This is a genomic window from Streptomyces sp. NPDC038135 (assembly GCF_055601245.1).
This window is the reverse complement of the sequence record NZ_JBVJXS010000006.1, coordinates 321,557-343,439: the sequence shown is the minus strand read 5'-3', so window position 1 is coordinate 343,439 and position 21,883 is coordinate 321,557. Positions and strand designations below refer to the sequence as shown.

The following is a 21,883-nucleotide window of genomic DNA, read 5'->3' as shown; positions in this document are numbered from 1 at the left end:
TACGGTACTTCCGTTCCCAAGGTCTTCGGCGTGCTTCCGGACCTCTGTGATCCAGAACCACCTGCTCATGCGTGACCTCAACGGTCATGCCCCCCCCACCACATGCGCGGCTACCCCTGACCGAGCGATGCGGACGTACGGTCGCAAGTCCGCGGCCAGGGCCGGAACGACGCCGGTGCGTCTCCTCAACACAACGGCGCCGGAAAACCAGGGAGCTGTCGACGGTTCCCCAACCGTCCGTCGCGCCCTGCATGTTGGTTGTTGCCTGTGCCGTATCCGGCTTACGACCCCGCGACTTGACGATGCGTCAGCTGCGGATGTCCCTCCCAAACCGGCCCGGCGGACCTCAATCTAGACCACGGGACCCAGTCGCGGGAACAGTTGGACGAAACACACAGCGCGAAGCCGACACCGACGGCATACTGCCCGGGTGACGAGCATCGTGATCCCGGCCCACAACGAGGAACGCGTCCTCGGCCGGCTCCTCGATTCGCTGCTGGCGGACCCTTCCGGGGACGAGACCGACATCGTGGTCGTGTGCAACGGCTGCACGGACGACACCGCGCGGATCGCGGCCCGGCGCGGCCCGCGCGTGCGGGTGGTGGAGATCCCTGTCCCCTCCAAGCACGCGGCCCTGCGGGCGGGTGACGACCACGCGCGCGGCTTCCCACGGATCTACGTGGACGCGGATGTGGTGCTCACGGCCGCCGACGTACGGGCGCTGGCCGGGCCCCTCGACGACGCCTCCGGCATCCTCGCCACCGCCCCCGAACGGCAGCTCCCGCTGGCCGCCTGCGCGTGGCCGGTACGGGCCTACTACCGCGTGTGGCAGCGGCTCCCGGCCGTGCGCGAGGGGCTGTTCGGACGCGGCGTCATCGCGGTCTCCGAGGCCGGGTACGCCCGGATCGCGGCGCTGCCGCCGCTGATGGCGGACGATCTGGCCGCGTCCCTGGCGTTCGCGCCCGGGGAGCGGCTCGTGGTCGGTGCGGCCCGGGTCGTGATCCAGCCGCCGCGCACCTGGCCGGATCTCGTCAGGCGGCGGATCAGAGCCGCGGTGTCCACCGCCCAGGTGGAGCGGCACCGGGACCCGCGAGAGGCGTCGGCGCGCACCGGCAGAGCGGACCTGCTGGCGCTGGTCCGTGAGGATCCGAGGCTCCTCGTGGGCGTCGTGGTCCTCGTCGCCACGGCGGTCGTCGCCCGGTGGCGGGCCCGGAAGGCCATCGCGGCGGAGGACTTCGGCACCTGGCTCCGGGACGAGAGCAGCCGGCAGAACTGATCGCACCGCACCTGGAGTCCCCGATCATGTATCTCACCGACCGCTCCTCCCCCGCCCGTGCGGACACCGGACGCGGCCCCGCACGCCGGGTCGCCCCGGTCGTGCTCGTGCTCGGCACGGTCAGCCTGATCACCGACATCTCCTCGGAGATGGTCACCGCCGTGCTGCCGCTGTACCTGGTCAGTCAACTCGGCTTCAGTCCGCTGGGGTTCGGCACCCTGGACGGTGTCTACAACGGCGTCAGCGCCCTGGTCCAGCTCACCGGCGGCCACCTCGCCGACCGGGTGCGCAACCACAAGCTGATGGCCGGGCTCGGCTACGGCCTGTCCGCGCTCTGCAAGCCGCTGCTGCTGCTCGCCGGCAGCCTCGGCACGCTCGGCACGGTCCTCGCCCTGGAACGCACCGGCAAGGGCCTGCGCACCGCCCCGCGCGACGCGATGATCTCCCTGTCCACGCCGGCCGCGAACCAGGGCCGGGCGTTCGGCGTGCACCGGGCGATGGACACCACCGGCGCGATGCTCGGCCCGCTCGCGGCCTTCCTGATCCTGCGCGCGGCGGCCGACGGCTACGACGCCGTGTTCGGGGTGAGCGCGTGCGTCGCCGTGCTCGGCGTACTGGTGCTGGTGCTGTTCGTGCCCGGCAGGCGGCGGGAGACGCCGACGGAGGCGGTGGGCGGGCCGGTTGACGCGGGCGAGCCGAGCGCGCCGGACGGTCCGGGCGGACCCGGCGGGACGGACCGTCCGGGCCCCCGGGGCGGCAGGCCGCCGGTCCGGGTGCGCGAGGCCCTGGCGCTGCTGCGCCTGCCGCGTCTGCGGGCGCTCGCCGGCTGCGCCGCCCTGCTCGGCCTGACCACCGTCAGCGACGCCTTCGTCTACCTGCTCCTGCAACGCCGCGCGGGCATCGGCGAGCAGTGGTTCACGCTGCTGCCGCTGGGCACCGCCGCGGTGTTCCTGCTGCTCGCGGTGCCCGCGGGCGCGCTGGCCGACCGGATCGGGCGGCGCACCGTGTTCCTCGCCGGGCACGTGGGCCTGCTCGCCGCCTACGCCCTGCTGCTGTGGGCGCCGGCCACGCCGGTCCTGGCCCCGGCCGTGCTCGCCCTGCACGGCATGTTCTACGCGGCCACCGACGGCGTGCTCCCGGCCGCCCTCGCCGGCATCGTGCCCGAGGAGCTGCGCGCCAGCGGCCTCGCCATCGTCGGCACCAGCCAGGCGCTGGCCCGGTTCTGCTGCTCGCTGGCCTTCGGCGCCGCCTGGACGGTGTGGGGCGACGGCCCCGCGCTGGCCGGCTCGGCGGTCGGGCTGCTGGCCTGCGCGGCCGTCGCGGGCCTGGTGCTGCGGCCGGCCGGCGGGACCCGATGACGACCTCAGCCCCAAGGATCCGGATGACAACGCTCCACCGCCGTCTGCTCGTACTCGCCGTGGCGGTCCTGCTGCTCGCGGGCCTGGGCACCGGCGTGGTCCTGCACGCCGCCTCCCGCGCCGACCGCGCCGGCCGGCCGCAGGCGGGCGGCCCCGCCGTAGGCGAGGGCAGGCTGACGCTCGGCCAGAAGCACCGCCTGACGTTCGTGAACGCGGCCGCGGGCCCGCACCGCGCCGCCGTCGCCTCGGTGCCGTCGGCCGATCCCGGCGGCCGTCGGGTCGCCTCGGACCTGAAGTGCGCGCGCTTCTACGCGGCGGCCGGCACCGGGGTCTGTCTCCAGTCCGACCCCGGTGTCCTCAAGCAGAGCAACCGCGCCCTGATCCTGGACGCGGACCTGCGCACCCGGCGGGAGTTCCCGCTCGCGGGCACGCCCAGCCGGGCCCGGGTCTCGCCCAGCGGCCGCTTCGCCGCCTGGACGGTCTTCGTCTCCGGCGAGTCCTACTCCTCCGCGTACTTCTCCACCCGGACCTCGATCCTGGACACCCGCACCATGCGGCTGGTCCCCAGCCTGGAGAAGTTCTCGGTGGTCAAGGACGGCAAGCCGTACCACGCCTCGGACGTCAACTTCTGGGGCGTCACCTTCGCCTCCGACGACGACACCTTCTACGCCACCCTCAACACCGGCAACAAGACGTACCTGGTGCGGGGTTCGGTCTCCCGGCGCTCGGTCACCACCCTGACCGAGAACGTGGAGTGCCCCTCGCTCTCCCCCGACGGCACCCGGGTCGCCTTCAAGAAGCGGGTCCTGTCCGGCGCCACGCTCTGGCACGAGTACGTGCTCGATCTGCGCACCCTGCGCCGGACACCGCTGGCCGAGCGCCACAGCGTCGACGACCAGGCCACCTGGCTGGACGACCGCACCCTCGCCTACGCCCTGCCCGCCGACGGCGAGGTGGGCGGCAGCGATCTGTGGACCGTGCCCGCGGACGGCACGGGAACGCCCCGTCTGCTGATCTCGGGGGCCTCCTCACCGGCGCCGCTGTAGCGGGGACCTCATGTCACAGGCCGCGGGCGCATCCGAGCCGGGCCGCACCGGCGCCGTGCGTCATCGCCTCGTCCGCTCCGAGGACCCCGCAGCGTACGAACCGTTCGGCAGCCGCTCCACAGGTGCCCGCGAGGCGCTTCTCGACCCCACCCGTTGATCCACCGCCGTCGGCCGATCGACATCCGCGGGAGCCGCGTCGACCCCAAAACGTGATCCACAGCAGACTTACAGACATCCCAACCAGTCGGTATGGTGCGCCGCCTGATGCGTTTCCCCCTTCACCTCCACGTATTCGTGCCGCAGTGAAAGGCCAGGCGATGACACACCCCGACGAGCACCAGTACCCACCACCCGGACCAACCGGATGGCCGCCGCCCCGCACCGGGCCTCGGGGACACGTGAACGACGCCCCCGGACACGGCTGGTTCGGGGACGCCGCTTGGGACGAGTCGTATGCGCACCAGGCTCGGCACCATGACGACCTGGCCACCCTCCGCTCGGCCTACCGGCTGCTCCGCCGGAGCTCCACGCTGGCCGCGCTCGGCTCGTTCGTGGTGTACGTCGTGCTCTCCTGCTGGGCACCGGACCTGATGGGGTCCCGGATCGCCGGGGAGCTGAGCCTGGGAATGGCCCTGGGGGTCCTCCAACTCGTCGTCACCTTCGTGGCGGTCTTCTGGTACGGACGCAGCGCAGAACGCTCGGTGGATCCGCTGGCCCGCGCCGTCAGGGAGCGGGCTGTTCCAGCCGGCCGGAACGCGGGAGCGGCGAGATGAACGACTTCGGTTCCGGGACGCAGGCCACCGTCCTCGTTCTGTTCACCACCCTGGTCACCCTCACGCTGCTGATGTGCGTGATGGCGGGACCGGACCGCAACGACCTGACCAACTTCTACACCGGTTACCTCTCGCTCACCCCGCTCAAGAACGGCCTCGCCATCGCGGGTGACTACATCTCCGCGGCCACGGTGCTGAGCACCACCGGCATCGTCGCGCTCGCCGGGTACGACGGCTACGTCCTCGCGGTCAGCACGGCCCTGTCCCTGGTGCTGCTGATGTTCCTGCTGGCCGAACCCCTGCGCAACGCCGGCACGTTCACCATGGGCGACGTTCTGGCCCGCAACATGCCCGCGCGGTCGGTGCGTGTCGCCTCCTGTGCGGTGACGCTCGCGGCGACCCTGCCCTTCCTGGTCGTCCAGCTCTCCGGGGCCGGGTCGCTGCTCACCTTCATCCTGGACCTCCCGCACGTCGCGGGCGCCAGGACGGCCTGCATCGTCATCGTCGGCAGCCTGATGATCATTTACGCGGCGCTCGGCGGTATGAGAGGCACCGCCCTCATACAGATGATCAAGATCGTGCTCCTGCTCGGCACCAGCGCCGTCGTCGCCGCCCTGGTCCTGAACCGCTTCGACTGGAGTCCGGGCGACCTGCTCAGGGCCGCCCAGCACGGCAGCGGCGCGGGCCCCGCCTTCCTCCGGCAGGGCCTTCAGCTGGGCACCTCGACCGGTGAGCGGCTGGACTTCTTCGGTCTCCAGATCACCGTGGTCCTCGGCGTGGCCTGCCTGCCGCACATCACGATGCGTCTGTACTCCGCGCAGGACGCGCCGGCGGTACGTCGCTCCATGTCGTGGGCGGTCGCCACGGTCACCACGTTCTGCCTCTTCGTGATCGTCATGGGGACGGGCGCGGCGGCGCTGGTGGGATCGCGGTACATCACCGCGGCCGACCCGCAGGGCAGGACGTCGGTGCTCATGCTGTCGCAGGTGCTCGGCGGGGCATCCGGATCGGCGGGCACGACGATTCTCTACTCGGCCGTGGCGGGCATGGTCTTCATCACCCTGCTGTCGTCGGTGGCGGGGATGACCCTGGCCGCGGCCTCGTCGCTCGCCCACGACCTGTTCGCCCATGCGGCGCGACGGGGGCGCGCGGAGCCGCGTACCGAGATGACGGTGGCGGTGTGGACGAGCGCGGCCGTGGGAACCCTCGCCATCGGACTCGCCATTCTGGTCCAGAACTGGAACGTGGGCGTACTTACCACGCTGGCCATCTGCATCGGGGCATCGGCGGTGGCGCCCGCGCTCACCTACTCCCTGTTCTGGCCAGGATTCACGCGCACCGGCCTGCTGGCCGCCCTCTACGGCGGAGCGGGCTGCGCGCTGCTGCTGATGGCCGTGTCCAGAGCCGTTTCCGGCACACCGTCCGCCGTCTTCCCGAACGCCCACTTCGACCTGTTCCCCATGCAGTCCACTGGACTTGTCTCCGTCCCGTTCGGCTACCTGGCGGGCTGGCTGGGCAGCCGTCTGGACCACCGGCGTCGCCCCGCTCACAGCCGCGAGAACCGGCGGCTGTACGAGGAGAGCGAGGCACGGATGCTCGCCGCGGCCGAATGACGACGGCGGCGGAGCGGGCTGCGCAGGCGGAGCCGGTCAGGCGAGCGTGCCGGCCAGTGACTGTTCGGTCCACACGGTCTTGCCCTCGCGGGTGTAGCGGGTGCCCCAGCGTTCCGTCATCTGGGCCACCAGGAACAGGCCGCGGCCGCCCTCGTCGGTGGTCCGGGCGCGACGCAGGTGGGGTGAGGTGTGGCTGGTGTCGCTGACCTCGCAGACCAGAGACCGTTCACGGATCAGCCGCAGGGTCGCGGGGCCACTGGCGTAGCGGTAGGCGTTGGTGACCAGTTCGCTGGCGATCAACTCGGTCGTGAACGCCAAGTGCTCCAGCCCCCATTCGCTCAGCTTGGCCGAGGTCAGTTCCCGGGCCCGGGCGGCGCTGGCAGGCTCCAGTGGCAGGTTCCAGGAGGCGACGCCGGCCGGTGGCAGCACGCGGGTGCGGGCGATCAGCAACGCGACGTCGTCGGTGGGGCGCGCGGACACGAGTGAGTCGACCACCGCTTGGCATGTCCGTTCCAGCGCGGTCGCGGGGCGGGTGAGCGCTGCGTAGAGCTTGCTCAGGCCGAGGTCGGCATCGATGTGGCGTTCGCCGATGAGTCCGTTGGTGTACAGGCACAGCAGGCTTCCCTCGGCCAGTTCGACTTCCCGGGCCTCGAACGGCAGGCCGCCCAGGCCGAGCGGTGGGCCGGCGGGCAGGTCGAGCAGGGCCGCGTGGCCGTCCGGCGCGGTCACCACCGGCGGCGGGTGGCCCGCGCGGGCCACGGAGCAGCGCCCGGAGACCGGGTCGTACACGGCGTACAGGCAGGTGGCACCGACGACCTGCTCGCCGACGGGCCGTTCGCCGGCTGCTTCCTGTTCCGCCGCCAGGAGGTCGACCAGATCGTCGAGGCGGGAGAGGACCTCGTCCGGTTCCAGGTCGAGGCTGGCCAGCGTGTGGACGGCGGTACGCAGCCGGCCCATGGTGGCGGCGGCGTGGAGTCCTCGTCCCACCACGTCGCCGACGACGAGGGCGACCCGCGCCCCGGACAACGGGATGACGTCGAACCAGTCGCCGCCCAGGCCCGGGGCCGCGCTGGCCGGCAGATAGCGCATGGCCACCTCGACGGCCGACTGGTCCGGAACCGCCCGGGGCAGAAGACTGCTCTGCAAGGTGAACGCGGTCTGCTGCTGCTGGGTGAAGCGCCGGGCATTGTCGATGGCGACGGCGGCGCGCGAAGCGAGTTCCTGGGCGAGAGTGAGATCGTCCGCCTGGAAGGGATCGGGGCGACGCGAACGCCACAAGGACATCACGCCGAGCACCAGGCCACGCGCGGCAACGGGTACCACGATCAGCGAGTGGGCGCTCAGGTCCGGAGCGTGGGCCCCCTGACGGCCTTCCATCGAGAACCAGTCGGGCGGGAGTACCGGTTCCAGGACGGGCCGCCCGTCGGCCAGGCATCTGGCCTGGGGCGTGTCCGGTCCGAACTCCACCGGCTCGCCCGCAGGGTGAGGCGGCCCGGCTTGCTGGGCGCCGACACTGCGGGCCCCCACCCGAACCACGGCCCCTCCCAAGGCCTGCGCCGGTTCCTCACCGCGCGTCACCGGCTGCAGCAGGTCCACCGACGCATGGTCGGCGAGGTGCGGCACCATCACCTCGGCGAGTTCCCGGGCGGTCTCCGCCACGTCGAGCGTGGTTCCGATCCGGCTGCCGGCCTGGTCGAGGAGCGCGAGCCGGCTCTGGGCCCGGTGGCGTTCGGTGATGTCCTCGATCATCTCGGCCACCCCCAGGACGCGGCCGGAGGGATCCTCCATCCGGAAGGAGGAGACCAACGCGACCCGCTCCCGTGCCGGATCCTGCTCCAGGCGGGCGAACTGCTCGGAGTAGACCAACGGTCTTCCCGTCTCCATGACCCGGCGCACACGGTCCACGGCCTTGCGTGCGTCGTCGGGGAGGAGCATCTGCCCGGTGGGCAGCCCCCGGAAATCCGCCGCCGGGACGCCAGTGAAGCGTTCGATGGCCCGGTTGACCCGGAGAAGCCTCAGGTCGGGGCCGTGGACGACCAGGCCGATGGGGCACCGGCGGTACAACCCGTCGAGCACCGCGAGGTCCCTCTGCCACTCCAGGACGTCAACCGCGAGTGCCCCGACGAGAAACCACTCACGGATCCGCTCGTCACGTGACAGGACGTGGGCCCTGACCCCCATCTCCACGAGCCGCCCGTCCCGGTGCCGCGCCTTCAGCACGCCGAACCAGCCGCCGGCTCTCCGGCAGCTCGCCGCGGCCTCCTTCGCAGCCGTCAGGTCGCGGGGGTCCACGAGGACCTCGGATGCCGGACGGCCGATCACGGCTGTGTCCGGATGGCCGAGCAGTTCCTGGGCCCGCCGGTTCCATCCGACCACGACTCCCCGGTCGTCGAGCACCGCCAGGGCGGCGAGGTGCGGGGTGAACGGATCGTCCTGGCCTTCGCTGAACTCCGTCATCCGCTTCTCCACCGCTTGACACCACCTTGTAGTCGGTCAGCGACGTGCCGCCGCGGGGCCCGGCCCCGGCCGACGACCGGCGTGACGGCGTCCCGCACTGTGTGGTTCGGCTTCCTACCGTGCGCCCCGGCCCGCTGACGCAATGTAAGCCCATTGAACCCGGTGAGGGCTCGGCGGCATCGTCGGCCGGGTGGCACGGCGTGGCGGGCGCGAGCGGTGGCGGCAGGCACGACGGCCCGCTCATGGAGCAGGTCCTGCCGGGTCTCGTGGAGGTGTCCTCGGCTCGCGCGCCGCCGGGGCCCGGCTGAGCTCCACCGTGGTGTCCGGAGCGTCCAGGCTGGTTCCGGTCAGCTCCTCGAAACGCGGAAGCCGGTAGCGGACGGTGTTGACACGGACGTGCGCGCCGTCGGCGACTTCGCGGATGTGCCGTCCCGTCTCCAGGCGTCTCCGCACCGACTCCTCGATGAGTGCACCGACCTCCCCTCCGCCGCCAAGGGACGCGGACATCGTTCGATCGGCAACTCGGCGAGTTCCCGGTCGGCGGAGGGTCGAACGCCGTCCGGGCACTCCGGTCTCCGGTGGCGGGGCGAGGGCGGTCCCCGGTGTCACGGCACCGAGGACCGCCCCCGCCGGCTCACTTCTCCAGTGGACCGAACTCCTCGCGGGTGTCCACCGGCTTGCCGAACAACTGCCACCGCTCGCCCTTGAACCGCATCAGCTGCATCGTCTCGAGCGGGAAGGCGTCGCCGTGCCCCGTGGACATGGTGACCCCGGGCAGCAGCAGGCCCACCTTCACGTTCTTCAGGTTGTGCACCGCGTCCCGCAGCCCTTCCCTGGTCGGGCACTTCATCGCGTCCAGGGCCTGGTGCAGGCTGGAGGCCACGGCCCAGCCGTAGGCGTTGAACTGGTTGGCGGGGTCGGCGTCGGGGGCGTACTCGTGCATGGCGCTCACGTAGGTCTTCATCTCGGGGTCGTTCGCCCACTGCGGGTCGGCGGGATCCTTGAAGTAGGTCGCCGAGACCACGCCCTGGACGTTCTTGAACCCGACGGGCCGGAGCACGGCGGCGGACGAGGCCACGTTGTTCACGATGTGCAGCGGGTTCCACTTGGTGTCCCTGGCGTCCGCGGCGAGGGCCTGGCTGCCGAACTTCGGGGTGGTGACGTCCAGCAGCACGTCCGCCCTGGAACGCGCGAGGCTCGCCATCTGTGCGGAGACGGAGGGGTCGGTGACCTCGTAGCTCTCCTTGGCGACCACCTTGATGCCGCTGCCGGCGACGGCCTTCCTGAACCCGGCGAGCAGATCCTTGCCGAAGTCGTCGTTCTGGTAGAGGACTGCGACCTTGGCCTTGGGCTTCGCGTCCTTGAGGTACTTGGCGTACACCCGCGCCTCGGCCACGTAGTTGGGCTGCCACCCGATCGTCCAGGGGTGCTTGTCGTCCATCCCCCAGGCGGAGGCGCCAGTGGCGACGAAGGGCTGCGGCACCTTCTGCTTGTCGAGGTAGTCCCACACGGCTGCGGTGGACGGGGTGCCCAGGGTCTGGAACACGGCGAAGACCTTCTCCTGCTCGACGAGTCTGCGGGCCTCCTCGACCGCCTTGGGCGGCTGGTAGCCATCGTCGCGGACGATGAACTGCACCTTGCGGCCGTCTATGCCGCCCTTGTCGTTCACGTACTTGAAGTAGGCGGCCACGCCCTTGCTGATCGTGCCGTACGCCGAGGCAGGTCCCGACAGCGGGTAGATACCGCCGAGCTTGATGGTCCTGTCGGTGATACCGGTGGTCTGCTGGCCCTTGCACGCGCCACCGGCGGCGGTGTCCTGGGCGTCCTGTCCTCGCTGGCTGCTGCAGGCGGTCGCGGTGAGCAGGGTGGCGGCCGCGGCCGCCACCAGAGCGGTGGTCTTGCGCATGTGATTCATTCCTTTTCCGTGCGGGGCGGTGCGCCCACGGGTTCGGCGGCGGCTGCCGGGCGGCCCGCGGGGTCGAGGGTCGCGGAGGGCCCGGCTTCGGCCTGGGAATCCGGCCGTGCGTCGGGCGCGGATCCGGTCTCGGGGCCCCGGTCGGGGGTGGCGGTGGTGCGGGGCAGGCGGCGCGCGACAGCGCCCCGGACACGGCCGGGCAGGCCGGCCAGTCCCGTCGGGGCCACGAACATCGCCGCGATGATCAGCAGGCCGAACACCACTCCCGGTGCCGCCTCGCTCACGTCCTGGGACACGCTCGGCACGTACATCACGAACGCCGCGCCCAGCAGAGGCCCGTACAGCGAGGCGAGCCCTCCGACCACCAGGCCGGCCAGCAGGGTGATGGACAGGACGAAGCTGAAGGAGTCGGGCGAGACGAAGCCGATCACCCAGGTGTAGAGACACCCGGCGACGCCCGCGAACATCGCGCTCCACGCGAAGGCGAGGGTCTTGTGCAGCGACAGCCGTACGCCCATGACCTCGGCGGCGCTCTCGTGGTCCCGCACGGCGCGCAGTGCCCGGCCGGCCCGGGACCGCAGCAGGTTGCGGGCGAGCAGCAGGGCCGACGCGGTGATGGCGAGGACGACGAAGTACATCCACTGGTCCTCTGCCAGCCCGCTCCACGCGGGCGGCTGCAACTTGTCCACGGTCAGGCCCATGGAGCCGCCCGTCACCGGTTCGAGTCGCTTGAGCAAGGGCGGCAGGAACACCGCGAACGACAGGGTGACCAGGGCCAGGTACAGCCCACGCAGCCGTAGCGCGGGCACTCCGAACCCGAAGCCCAGCAGGAAGCACCCGGCGGCCGCGACCGGCAGTGTGGCCAGGTGGCCGGTGTCGTAGCGATCGAGCATGACAGCCGCCGTGTAGGCCCCCGCCGCGAAGAACGCCCCGTGCCCGAGCGAGATCTGCCCGCCGAAGCCGACCAGCAGGTTCAGGCCGGCCAGCGCCACGGTGTACAGGAGCACCATGGTCAGCTGGAAGACCTGGAAGGGGGCGAAGTAGAACGGAGCGCCGACGGCCACTGCCGTCGCGAGCAGCACGGTGAGCGCGGCCCGCAGCCGCCGGAGGCGGTCCGTGCCGAGTATGGCGACGATCGTGCTCATGCGCGTTCCACCGCCGCTCGTCCGAAGAGGCCCTGAGGCCGCACGAGCAGCACCGCCAGAATGATCACCAGGGGGACGCCGACCTTCAGATCCTCACCGATCACGTCCACGTACGCCCCGGTCAGCGTCTCGGCGACACCCACGAACAGGCCGCCGACGACCGCACCGACCGGACTGTCGAAGCCTCCGAGGGTGGCCGCGGCGAACGCGTAGATCAGCACTCCGCCCATCATGTTGGGCTCGAGGAACAGCACCGGGGCGACGAGCACGCCCGAGACCGCGCCGACCGCGGCGGCCAGCCCCCAGCCGAGCATCAGCACCCGGCTCACCCGGATGCCCGAGAGCCGGGCGGAGGCCGGGTTGCCGGCGACCGCCCGCATCACCAGGCCGACGGAGGTGTGCCGGAACAGCAGATACAGCAGCCCCATCACGACGGCCACCACACCGATGATGCCGAGCGCCGACCAGCCCACGCGCACCCCGGCCAGGTCGAGCCCGCCGTCGGGGAACGGCTGCGGGAAGTCCTTCACGGTGAACGACCAGATCAAGCCGGCCAACGCGTTGACGAAGACGAACAGGCCGACCGTGACGATGACCACCGTCAGCTCGGGCGCGTCCCGCACGGGGCGGATGACGATCCGCTCGACCAGCATGCCGCCCGTGAAGGACACCGCGAGGGTGACCGGCAGCGCCAGCCAGAACGGCATCCCGGACGCCATCAGTTGCCAGGCGACGTACGCCGAGAGCATGGCCAGCTCGCCCTGCGCGAAGTTGACGATCCCCGTGAATCGGTGGATCAGCACCAGGGCCAGCGCCAGGCTGGCGTACACCGCGCCGGAGCCGAGACCTTCCACCATTTGCTGCAGAAGATCGGTCATGGCGCTCACCCGGCCTTCGGGGAGCGGACGGAGACCCCGAGGTACACCTCGGCGACCTGCCCGTCCTCGCGGATCCGCTGAGCCGGTCCGGACAGCACCAGGCGGCCGGCCTCCAGTACGTGCGCCCGGTGCGCGATATCCAGCGCGAGCTGGGCGTTCTGCTCGACGACGACCACGGTGGTGCGTTCCTCCTCGTTGACGGTACGGACGATCTCGAACAGCTCGCGGGTGATCAGCGGCGCGAGCCCCAGGGACGGCTCGTCCAGGAGCAGCAGCGAGGGCCGCAGCATCAGCGCCCTGCCGACGGCGAGCATCTGCTGCTCGCCGCCGCTGAGGCTGCCGGCGGCCTGACCCGACCGCTGGCGCAGTTTGGGGAAGTAGCCGTAGACCCGCTCCAGGTCGGCTGCCACGGCCGCCCGCCGGCCGCTGCCCCGCCACCGGTGGCCGGTGCGCAGATGGGCGCCGATGCGCAGGTTCTCCTCGACGGTCAGGTCGTTGAAGGTGCCCCGGCCCTCGGGGACATGTGCCACGCCGAGCCGGGCGGCCTGCTCGGGCGAGCGGCCCAGTAGTTCCGTGCCGTTCAGAGTCACCGAGCCACGGCCGCGGACCATGCCGCTCAGCGCCCGCAGCGTCGTGGTCTTGCCCGCGCCGTTGGGCCCGAGGAGCGCGCACACCTCGCCGCGGGCGACGGCGAAGTCGAGGCCCTGGAGCACGTGGGCCTGGCCGTACCCGGCGTGCAGGCCGGAGACGCGCAGGAAGTCCGGTTCCGCGCCGGGCTGGGCCTCGGTGCGCACCGGGGTGGGCTCGCTCATGCGGCCACCCCCAGGTACGCCTCCACGACCGCCGGGTCGCGCTGGATCTGTTCCGGCGAGCCCTCGGCGATCTTGCGGCCGAAGTCGAGGCAGACCACCTTGTCGCACAGGCCCATCACGAACCCCATGTGATGTTCGACCACCACGAGGGTGAGGTCGAAGTCCTGGCGCAGCGAGCGGACCAGATCCGCGAATTGGCCGACCTCGCCGTGGCTGAGCCCGTTGACGGGTTCGTCGAGCAGCAGCAGCCGGGGCCGTACAGCGAGTGCCCGGGCGAGTTCGACGCGTTTGAGTGTGCCGAACGGCAGGCCGCGGGCGGGGTGATCGGCGACGTCCGCCAGATCGAGGCGCCGTAGCAGGTCGTCTGCCTGGTCACGTAGTTCCCTCTCCTCCCGCCGGACGCGGGGCAGCCGGAGCGCCGCGGCGAGGTGTCCGGTGCGCCCCCGGCTGTGGGCGCCGACCATGACGTTCTCCCGAACCGTGAGCTGCGGGAACAGCCCCAGGTTCTGGAAGGTGCGGGCGATGCCGCGGCCGGCCACGGCGTGCGGCGGGAGGGCGAGCAGGTCCTCCTCCTCGAACCGCACGTCTCCCCCGTCGGGGGTGCAGCGCCTGGTGAGGCAGTTGAACAAGGTGGTCTTGCCGGCTCCGTTCGGCCCGATGAGCCCTACGGCGGTGCCCGGCTCGACGGTGAAAGCGACACCGTCCAGTGCCGTGATCCCGCCGAAGCGCACGGTGATACCGTCGACCGCGAGCATGAGTGACGCCCCTTCCGACGTGCTGGGGGGTGGGCGAGCGTCACAGTAGGTGGGGGCGTTCCAGGCGCACATTGGGTGTGAGCACCCAACTTCCCGGTCCTCGGATTGTGCGCCGCGCACAGGTGCCGGGAGATGTCTCACGCCAGGCCTGTTGACGGAGGACGAGGCGGACGGCGACGATCGGCGGCATGCCTCGCGGTCCTGCCCTGGACACTCCACCACCCTCCGAACCACTCCGCCGGGAGCGGTGGCGGATCCTGCTCGCCGTCCACGACCGGGTGGAGGAGGTGGCGGAGAGCGCCGTCGAGGTGATGCGCGCGGAGATCCCGTCGTACGCACTGCAGGACGAGCGGTTCTTCGACGAGGTCCGGGAGCAGGTGCTCGAGCACTACCGGATGCAGCTGGCGGTGCTGGCCGGCGACCGCGACATCGCTTCCGACGACCTGGTCTTCAGCCGCGCCGCGGCCCTGCGCCGAGCACGCGCCGGGTTCGCCCTGGAAGACTGGATCAGCGCCTTCCGGGTCGGCCGGCAGGTGATGTGGGACGCGTTGCTGGACTGTGCGGGCACGTCCGCCGAGGCCCAGCAGGCCGCGCTGTCCCTCGTCACCCCGCTGATGCGGTACGTCGACTACGCCAGCACCCATGCCGCGCAGGCATACGTCGAGTACCAGCAGCACGTGGTGGCGGACGCGGACCGGGAGCGACGTGATCTCCTGGACCAGCTCCTGGCCGGCCTCGCGCCGACGCGCGGTCCGCTGTCCGCCGCGGCGCAGGCGTACGGCATCGGTCCGCGCTCGCCGATGATGGCGGTCGTGGCGGTGGGTGTCGGCGACACTCGCACCGGGGACCTCACCTCGGCCGAGCACGGGTATGCCACCAGCGCGTCGATCAGCGTCGCAGGGCCCTGGGCCGGCAGAACCCTGGTCGTGGTGCGCCACGGCGAGGTGGTGGCCGTGCCCGTGGTCCGGGCCGGCATGAGCGCAGACGACATATGCACCCACTTCGAGGCCGTGCAACGGCGGCTCGCGCAGGAGGGAACGACGCTCTCCATGGGCATCAGCACGGTCGCACAGGGGGCGTCCGAACTGCCGCGCGTCTACGACGAGGCACGGGCCGCCCTCGACCTGGTGCCGAGCGGGGGCGGGGTGGCGGCGCTGCCCCGGCTCTCCCCCTTCGACTACCTGGCGCTGCGCGCCGACGACCTCGCCCGCAAGCTGGTCGATCCCCGTGTGCGGGGGCTCCTGGAGGAGGACCGCAGACGCGGCGACACGCTGGCCGGCACCATACGGGCCTTCGCGGAGGCGGACCTCAATCTGCGGCTGGCCGCCGACAGGCTGCGGGTTCATCACAACACGGCGCACTACCGGTTGCGCCGGATCGAGGAACGCACCGGCCGCAATCCGCGCCGGATCGCCGACCTCCTGGAGCTGCTGGTCGCCCTCGCCATCCGCGACGGCGCAGGGGAAGGTGAGGATCGCTCGTGAGCGGCATCGTGGAATCCGCCGGGACCGCGGCGGCACGGCAACTGCCGGGCGGTCAGGGGCGCACGGTCCTGCCGACTGGACACGGCGGGGAGGGCCGGACGGTCCGTCAAGTGCTGCTGGACGCCGCACTGGAGGTGTTCACCGAGCGCGGTTACACCGACGCCGGCCTCACCGAGATCGCGGCGCGCTCCGGCATCCCGGCAGGCACCCTCTTCCAGCACTACGGAGGAAAGCGAGGGCTCTACCTCGCCCTGTGGGAGGAGTTCCGGGAGGAGCAGGAGCACCGGACCGCGGCCACGCTGACGGCCGAGCGCGGGCGTGGCGTGGACGACCCGATCGCCCTCTTCGTGGCGGGAGCCAGGGCGTACCTGGAGGGTGCCTGGGACAACCGGCGGCTCGCCAGGCTCCTCGCGGAGGACGACGGCCCGGCGGGCTTCGATACGCTGCGCCGCCAGTGGGACCGCGCGTGGGTACGGCGCAACGCCCGGCTCCTGGAGGTGGACGAGCGTCGACGCGCCGGCCGGGTCCGGGTGAGCGTGCTGACCACCGTCATCGGAGGGGCGGCGCGTGAGCTGGGCGACTGCGGGGACGAGACGGAGGCCCGGGAGATCGTGGACGAGGTGTGCGGAATCCTGGTCCATCTGTCGGCTCCGCCCGGCTGAAACACCCGTCGCACGCCTTTGCGGCGGGGGGCGCGCCGGGTGGAGCCGGCCTTCTCGAGCTCGGCTGAGCGGCGTCTGCAGCGCGGAGGGGGCCGGTTGTGCAGAGCGTCCCACCAGCAGACCGACTACGTGCTGGACCGAAGCGCACCGAGCCCGGGCGCCGTGCCCCGCCGGTGCGGCGGGCGGTCGTGGAGGTGCGGCGCGCAGCGGAGCCCTGCCGGTGTCTCAGCCACCGGCTTCCCCTGTGCCGCTCGGGGAGCCACTACTGGTGGGAGAGGCACTGATGCTGCCGGAAGGACTGACGGAGGGGCTGGCGGAGGGCCTCGCGGAAGGGGCTGCCGTGCGCGAGGGCGGGCCGGGACGGCCACTGGAGGCTCGGGGGGTCGGCTTCGCCTTCGCCGGTGGCGGCACGCTGCTGGTGACGGGAGGTCCGGAGACCGGTGACGTGCTGCGAGTAGCCGTTGGCAGAGGACGCCGGGCCCCCTCACTGTTTCGGTCCCGGACGCCCTTTCGGCCCGGGTGCGTGGTCACATGCTCCGGTGAAGCCTGATCGGGAACGCGGACCCCGGGTTCTCCGGGGGATGACTGTTCCGGGATCGAGGCTGCTCGTGGGGCTGTCGACTGAGGAGACACCGATGCGGCGGCCAGGCCCCCGAGGAGGGTGAAGGCTGCTGCGGCAAGAGACCGGACGGCATACTTCTTCAGGCGCGCGGGACGGTCGTACGGGTCAGCCGACAGATCGTGCGAGACAGCCGGTGACCCGAGAAGGGGCGACCCGGAGGAGCTCGTTGCCCCGCTCGGGCGGACCTCCGGCATCGCGGCGTCGACGGCCGGAGCACCGTCTCTCGGATCGCTCGGCTGTGTCATGCCGGGGTCGTATGCCCCGCACTCCGGGCACGTCACAGCGCCGTTGAGCGTGCGGCTGCACGGGATGCAGTAGTCCATGAAGCGACCGTTTCAGTCCTTGAGTTGACGGGAGCAAAGGTGCACCCAGTCCCTGCGGCAGTCAGCGGCGGGGAGACGCCACTTGCTTCGTTTCGGACCGATTCTCGACATGTGCGAACCTCACTTACCGGTCTGCGGGTGGGTCACCGGTTACCGGGGTCAACGGGGCGCGTCGAATGAGCGCTCACACACAGGCGGAAAAGTGGGGCATGTAACTCTGCCGGACGGGACGTCGATGACCGGGACGGCGCGGCACCCTCGGCGTACGAGCCGAACGGCTGCGCACTCGAACCGGGCCGAGTGCTGCTCACTTCCCACCGCTCGGCGCCCCCCGCGCGTCAGTTCTTCGCACCTGTGACGCCCCGGGCGAAGTGGCCGGGCGGAGGAGAGTTCCCCGGGCGGAGCGAATCGACTGGTCTACACCCTTGACTGGTACAGACCAAAGCGGTTGCATGTGCCTCCACACCCCCCACCACGGCCGCGCCCACGCCGTGGCCGGTCCGACCGGCACGTCGTACGAGGTCCGGTTTCGCGCTGCCCTTGTCCGGGTGCGGCCGTGCTCCGCAGAGGAGTTGATCCTGTGTCGAAACGCCGCCTCTCCGCCGTGGTCGCCGCACTCGCCCTGGCAAGCGCCGTTCCTGTCCTGCTGCCGGCCACGGACGCGTCCGCCGCCGGGTGTTCGAGCTACCCGAGCTGGGTTGCCGGAAGGTCGTACGCGACAGGCGACATCGTGCGGTACACCGACGGCAAGGCGTACATCGCCGAACACGACAACCCGGGCTACGACCCGACCATCAGCACCTGGTACTGGGAGCCGTACGCCTGCGACAGCGGCCCCCAGGTCCCCGTCGGCACGTTCGTGGTGAGCGAGGCCCAGTTCAACCAGATGTTCCCGAACCGGAACCCCTTCTACACGTACAGCGGCCTCACCGCCGCCCTGCACGCCTACCCCGCTTTCGCGAACAGCGGCAGCGACCAGGTCAGGAAGCAGGAGGCCGCGGCCTTCCTCGCCAACGTCAGCCACGAGACCGGCGGTCTGGTGTACGTGGTCGAGCAGAACTCCGCCAACTACCCGCACTATTGCGACTGGAGTCAGCCGTACGGATGTCCGGCCGGCCAGGCGGCCTACTACGGGCGCGGCCCCATTCAGCTCAGCTGGAACTACAACTACAAAGCCGCGGGCGACGCGCTCGGCATCGACCTCCTCAACAATCCGTGGCTGGTGCAGAATGACGCGGCTGTGGCCTGGAAGACGGGGCTCTGGTACTGGAACACCCAGTCCGGACCCGGCACCATGACGCCTCACAACGCCATGGTCAACAGCGTCGGCTTCGGCCAGACGATCCGCAGTATCAACGGCTCCCTCGAGTGCGACGGCAGGAATCCGGCGCAGGTCCAGAGCCGCGTGGACGCCTATCAGCGGTTCGCGCAGATCCTCGGGACGCCACCCGGCGGCAATCTCTACTGCTGAGCGCCATAGCCGACTTCGTGAAGCGATGTGCTTGGGAAAGGCGCGTCGGACCGGGCGACCGGCGGCCTGCGCCCGGGCGTCAACGACTGTGCGAGCACCAGCCCGTCGACGACCGGATCGTCAACGAAGTCAAGGAGCGGGCAGGCGGCCCGTGAGGTCGACGCCGAGGGCGGGGAAGCGGCGGTCCACCGCCCCGGCGTCGATTCCGGCGATGTCCGCGCGGCCGAGCGCGCCCGCAATGCCCGCGTTGGCGAAGTGGAGGCCGACCGGGCCGACGGTGCTCTCCGCCAGGGCCGTCAACTGCTCCATCCGGCAGGTGTCCGACGCGCCCGGGCCGGCGCTGGGCCGGCAGACAGGCCGATCAGCGGTGGCCGGGGAAGCGAAGGGCGTTCGCCCAGAGCCGGGTGACCGCGGACACGAGTTCCTCGAAGTGGACCGGCGCGCTTTCCTCTTGTCCCGCACAGAGCACGAAGGCGTTGTAGGCCATGCCGCTGACCATGCCCGAAAGCGCGCGGGAGGCCATCATCGGATCGACCTCAGGGTCGGCGACACCCCGCGCCTGCAGGTCGGCGATGCCGCGGGCGTTGCGGCGGATGAACGCGTCCCCGCGCCGCCTTCGGAACTCACGGAACTCGGGCTCCACCTGGGCGACCTGCTCAAGCAGTGCCATCATCTTCGCGTTCCGTCTGTACGCCTCGAGATACCCGCGATTGCTCGCCTCGAGCACCGCGTAGGGATCGTCGGTACCCTGCACCCGGCCCATGCCGGGGTGCATCATGTCCTCCTGCGCCTCCAGGAGGACGGCGGCCAGCACTTCCTCCTTGTTGGCGAAGTAGGTGTAGAAGGATCCCGCCGCGCAACGAGCCTCTTTGGTGATGTCGGTCAGGCGGGTGTCGAGGTAGCCGTCTCGCTCGAACACCTTCCGCGCGGCCTTCACCAGAGCAGCCCGGGTCCGTGCTCCACGCTGCGTCGTCGGCGGCTCACGAAGATGGGAGAGAGGCGCCATGGGCGGCGCCGGCTCGCTGTCGATCTCCTCGGGCGTGGGGGTGTCCATCCTCCGAACCCTACTTGAATCCGACGCCATGGTCATAAGGCCCCGGAGCCCCGTCACCACGGCGGACCAGGGACGTTCATGACCGGCGAGCGACGGCATGGCGGGCGCGGTGCGCGAGTCGGGACCGTACGGTCGATGGACCGCTCAGGGACCGTACGGTCGGTCTCGCCTTCGCCGTTCAGGTGGTTCGGCCCGGCCTCGACACCAGGTCCTCGGACGGCGTGGCCGAGGACGCCCTGGGGGCTGATCCCACCGCGTCCGGCAGGCCGGTCCGTCAGGCGGTGATCCCGAAACGCTCGGCGAGTTGGCGCCGAGTGTCGGACGCACTGGTGTGCAGCACGCCTCCGATTCCGATGCGCGCCGCTCCGTCGAGGTTCTGCTGCAGATCGTCGATCATGACGGCCTCCTCAGGTTCGACGCCGAGGCGTTCACAGGCGATCGCGTATATCCGCCGGGACGGCTTGCGGATTCCCACCTCGGCGGAGATGACGACCACGTCGGCGACAGCGGCGAGGTCCACGCCGTCGTAGGTTCCGGTACCGAACGAGTTGGACACCAGCGCGACGGGACGGCCGGCGGCGCGAAACTCACCCAGCAGCGCGAGCATGTCCTGGTCGATCGACATTCCCGCTTGCATCCGGGCCGTGAGACCTTCGGCCGGCACGCGGGCGCCGTGGGCGCGCAGGCGCTCGGCGAATCCACGCTCGAAGGCCTCGGCGTCGATACGACCGCATTCGTGGTCGGCCAGGAGGGCCCGTGAGCGCTGGTCCCGGCGCAGAAGGTACAGCGGCAGGCGCGGGTCGCCGCCGAGTGAGGCGCCGAAGTCGGTGAAGGCCCGCAGCACACTGGAGGTGATGACACCGCCGAAGTCCACCAGGACCGCGGTTCGCGTCCTCTCCACCACGTCCGACATGCTGTCCGGCTCCTCTCCTCGGTTCGCCGCCGCCACAGTGGGGACGGCAGCCGTGTCTCGCCCGCAGGGATGCGGATCTCAGGCGACTTCGAACAGTCCGGCCGCGCCCATTCCGCCGCCGACACACATCGAGATCACCACATACCGGGCACCGCGGCGCTTGCCCTCGACAAGGGCATGCCCCACCAGGCGGGCACCGGTCATTCCGTAGGGATGGCCGACCGAGATCGCGCCGCCGTTGACGTTGAAGCGCTCCGGGTCGATGTGCAGTTCGTCGCGGCAGTACAGCGCCTGGGAAGCGAACGCCTCGTTGAGCTCCCACAGACCGATGTCGTCGACGCCGAGGTGGTGCTGCTTCAGCAGCTTCGGAATGGCGAACACCGGGCCGATGCCCATCTCGTCCGGCCCGCAACCGGCGACGGCCATACCCCGGTAGACACCCAGCGGCTCCAGACCGCGGCGCTCGGCCTCCGTCGCCTCCATCAACACCGATGCCGAGGCTCCGTCCGACAGTTGCGAGGAATTGCCGGCCGTCACGCTGGAGTGCGCCCCCACCTGACCGTCGGGCAGTACCGGAACCAGGCCGGCCAGGCCCTCGAGCGTCGTCGAGGCGCGGTTGCCCTCGTCCCGGGTCAGGGTGACCTCCTCGTCCCGCACCTCCCCGGACTGCTTGTCGAGGACCTTCTTGACGCTGGTGAGCGCGACGATCTCCTGGTCGAACCGGCCGGCCTCCTGCGCCGCGGCGGTGCGCCGCTGTGACAGCAGGGCGAACTCGTCCTGGCGCTCCCGGCTCACGCCGTAGCGTTCGGCGACGATCTCCGCCGTCTGCAGCATCGGCATGTAGATGCTCGGCTTGTGTCCGACCAGCCAGGGATCCGCCGCGCGATGGGTGTTCATGTGGTCGTTCTGCACCAGGGAGATCGACTCGACACCGCCGCCGACGGCGACCTGCATACCGTCCGCGACGATCTGTTTGGCGGCCGTCGCTATGGCCATCAGGCCCGAGGAGCACTGCCGGTCGATCGTCATCCCCGGCACGCCGTCCGGAAGCCCGGCCCGCAGAGCGGCCTGGCGCGCGACGTTGAAACCGGTGGACCCCTGCTGGACCGCGCAACCGAAGATCACGTCCTCGACCTCGCCTCCTTCCAGCCCCGCGCGCCGCACCGCGTGCCCGAGTGCATGGGCGGCGAGTTCCTGGGCCTGTGTGTCGTTGAACGCGCCGCGGTACGCCCTGCCGATCGGCGTCCGCGCCGTCGAGACGATGACTGCTTCCCTCATTGGCCTCACTGCTTCCTGTGGGTCCCGCGGGTCCGGGAGCTCGGGGGC

The 21,883-nt window shown here is 71.2% G+C and carries 19 protein-coding genes; 8 read left to right on the top strand and 11 right to left on the bottom strand.

Features of this window, described 5'->3' with window-relative positions:
- Positions 1-430 precede the first annotated feature (430 nt).
- The 5 genes from ACZ7JA_RS19170 to ACZ7JA_RS19150 all read left to right on the top strand — a co-directional run bounded on the left by ACZ7JA_RS19170 (position 431) and on the right by ACZ7JA_RS19150 (position 6,066).
- The gene (locus ACZ7JA_RS19170) at positions 431-1,276 is read left to right on the top strand and encodes a glycosyltransferase family 2 protein (protein ID WP_389449247.1); all 846 of its coding nucleotides are present in this window, start codon (positions 431-433) and stop codon (positions 1,274-1,276) included.
- Positions 1,277-1,302: 26 nt separating this feature from the next.
- Positions 1,303-2,634, top strand: coding sequence for an MFS transporter (locus ACZ7JA_RS19165; RefSeq protein WP_470809327.1), 1,332 nt, complete (start codon positions 1,303-1,305; stop codon positions 2,632-2,634).
- Positions 2,635-2,657: 23 nt separating this feature from the next.
- The gene (locus ACZ7JA_RS19160; protein WP_351660634.1) at positions 2,658-3,680 is read left to right on the top strand and encodes a TolB family protein; all 1,023 of its coding nucleotides are present in this window, start codon (positions 2,658-2,660) and stop codon (positions 3,678-3,680) included.
- 398 nt (positions 3,681-4,078) lie between these two features.
- Positions 4,079-4,453, top strand: coding sequence for a DUF485 domain-containing protein (locus ACZ7JA_RS19155; protein ID WP_470809325.1), 375 nt, complete (start codon positions 4,079-4,081; stop codon positions 4,451-4,453).
- Entirely contained in the window at positions 4,450-6,066 is a 1,617-nt protein-coding gene (locus tag ACZ7JA_RS19150) for a sodium/solute symporter (RefSeq protein WP_450745637.1), read from the top strand. The genes ACZ7JA_RS19155 and ACZ7JA_RS19150 overlap by 4 nt, the downstream gene beginning before the upstream one ends.
- Before the next feature lie 36 nt (positions 6,067-6,102).
- Here the strand turns inward: ACZ7JA_RS19150 and ACZ7JA_RS19145 are convergent, their stop codons facing one another.
- The 7 genes from ACZ7JA_RS19145 to ACZ7JA_RS19115 all read right to left on the bottom strand — a co-directional run bounded on the left by ACZ7JA_RS19145 (position 6,103) and on the right by ACZ7JA_RS19115 (position 14,028).
- A complete protein-coding gene (locus tag ACZ7JA_RS19145; protein WP_470809322.1) occupies positions 6,103-8,523 on the bottom strand; it encodes a SpoIIE family protein phosphatase in 2,421 nt (806 codons plus the stop codon).
- 240 nt (positions 8,524-8,763) lie between these two features.
- Complete coding sequence (locus ACZ7JA_RS19140; RefSeq protein ID WP_470809320.1) at positions 8,764-9,030, bottom strand: helix-turn-helix domain-containing protein; 267 nt, start codon at positions 9,028-9,030, stop codon at positions 8,764-8,766.
- 127 nt (positions 9,031-9,157) lie between these two features.
- A complete protein-coding gene (locus ACZ7JA_RS19135) occupies positions 9,158-10,429 on the bottom strand; it encodes an ABC transporter substrate-binding protein (RefSeq protein ID WP_470809318.1) in 1,272 nt (423 codons plus the stop codon).
- A 5-nt stretch (positions 10,430-10,434) separates the two neighbouring features.
- A complete protein-coding gene (locus tag ACZ7JA_RS19130; protein WP_351660617.1) occupies positions 10,435-11,583 on the bottom strand; it encodes a branched-chain amino acid ABC transporter permease in 1,149 nt (382 codons plus the stop codon).
- On the bottom strand, positions 11,580-12,461 hold the full coding sequence (locus ACZ7JA_RS19125) for a branched-chain amino acid ABC transporter permease (RefSeq protein WP_470809316.1): 882 nt from the start codon (positions 12,459-12,461) through the stop codon (positions 11,580-11,582). The genes ACZ7JA_RS19130 and ACZ7JA_RS19125 overlap by 4 nt, the downstream gene beginning before the upstream one ends.
- Positions 12,462-12,466: 5 nt before the next feature.
- Complete coding sequence (locus tag ACZ7JA_RS19120) at positions 12,467-13,273, bottom strand: ABC transporter ATP-binding protein (protein ID WP_470809314.1); 807 nt, start codon at positions 13,271-13,273, stop codon at positions 12,467-12,469.
- Positions 13,270-14,028 carry an ABC transporter ATP-binding protein gene (locus tag ACZ7JA_RS19115; RefSeq protein ID WP_450745629.1) on the bottom strand — a complete coding sequence of 253 codons (759 nt, stop codon included), beginning with the start codon at positions 14,026-14,028 and terminating at the stop codon, positions 13,270-13,272. The genes ACZ7JA_RS19120 and ACZ7JA_RS19115 overlap by 4 nt, the downstream gene beginning before the upstream one ends.
- A gap of 188 nt (positions 14,029-14,216) precedes the next feature.
- Here ACZ7JA_RS19115 and ACZ7JA_RS19110 point away from each other — a divergent pair, with 188 nt between their 5' ends.
- The 3 genes from ACZ7JA_RS19110 (at position 14,217) to ACZ7JA_RS19100 (ending at position 18,590) form a co-directional block, all read left to right on the top strand.
- Positions 14,217-15,512, top strand: a complete 1,296-nt coding sequence (locus ACZ7JA_RS19110) for a PucR family transcriptional regulator (RefSeq protein WP_351660605.1) — start codon at positions 14,217-14,219, stop codon at positions 15,510-15,512.
- Entirely contained in the window at positions 15,509-16,174 is a 666-nt protein-coding gene (locus ACZ7JA_RS19105; protein WP_351660602.1) for a TetR/AcrR family transcriptional regulator, read from the top strand. The genes ACZ7JA_RS19110 and ACZ7JA_RS19105 overlap by 4 nt, the downstream gene beginning before the upstream one ends.
- Before the next feature lie 1,525 nt (positions 16,175-17,699).
- Positions 17,700-18,590 carry a glycoside hydrolase family 19 protein gene (locus tag ACZ7JA_RS19100; protein WP_470809311.1) on the top strand — a complete coding sequence of 297 codons (891 nt, stop codon included), beginning with the start codon at positions 17,700-17,702 and terminating at the stop codon, positions 18,588-18,590.
- A gap of 129 nt (positions 18,591-18,719) precedes the next feature.
- Here ACZ7JA_RS19100 and ACZ7JA_RS19095 read toward each other — a convergent pair whose 3' ends face one another.
- The 4 genes from ACZ7JA_RS19095 to ACZ7JA_RS19080 all read right to left on the bottom strand — a co-directional run bounded on the left by ACZ7JA_RS19095 (position 18,720) and on the right by ACZ7JA_RS19080 (position 21,835).
- Positions 18,720-18,899 (bottom strand): hypothetical protein, encoded by a 180-nt coding sequence (locus ACZ7JA_RS19095; RefSeq protein WP_470809309.1) that lies wholly within the window; start codon positions 18,897-18,899, stop codon positions 18,720-18,722.
- A 52-nt stretch (positions 18,900-18,951) separates the two neighbouring features.
- Entirely contained in the window at positions 18,952-19,644 is a 693-nt protein-coding gene (locus ACZ7JA_RS19090) for a TetR/AcrR family transcriptional regulator (protein ID WP_351660594.1), read from the bottom strand.
- 274 nt (positions 19,645-19,918) lie between these two features.
- Positions 19,919-20,557, bottom strand: coding sequence for an HAD family hydrolase (locus ACZ7JA_RS19085; RefSeq protein WP_351660591.1), 639 nt, complete (start codon positions 20,555-20,557; stop codon positions 19,919-19,921).
- A 78-nt stretch (positions 20,558-20,635) separates the two neighbouring features.
- Positions 20,636-21,835: an acetyl-CoA C-acyltransferase gene (locus ACZ7JA_RS19080; protein WP_450745619.1), complete on the bottom strand. Its 1,200-nt coding sequence runs from the start codon at positions 21,833-21,835 to the stop codon at positions 20,636-20,638.
- Positions 21,836-21,883 lie beyond the last annotated feature (48 nt).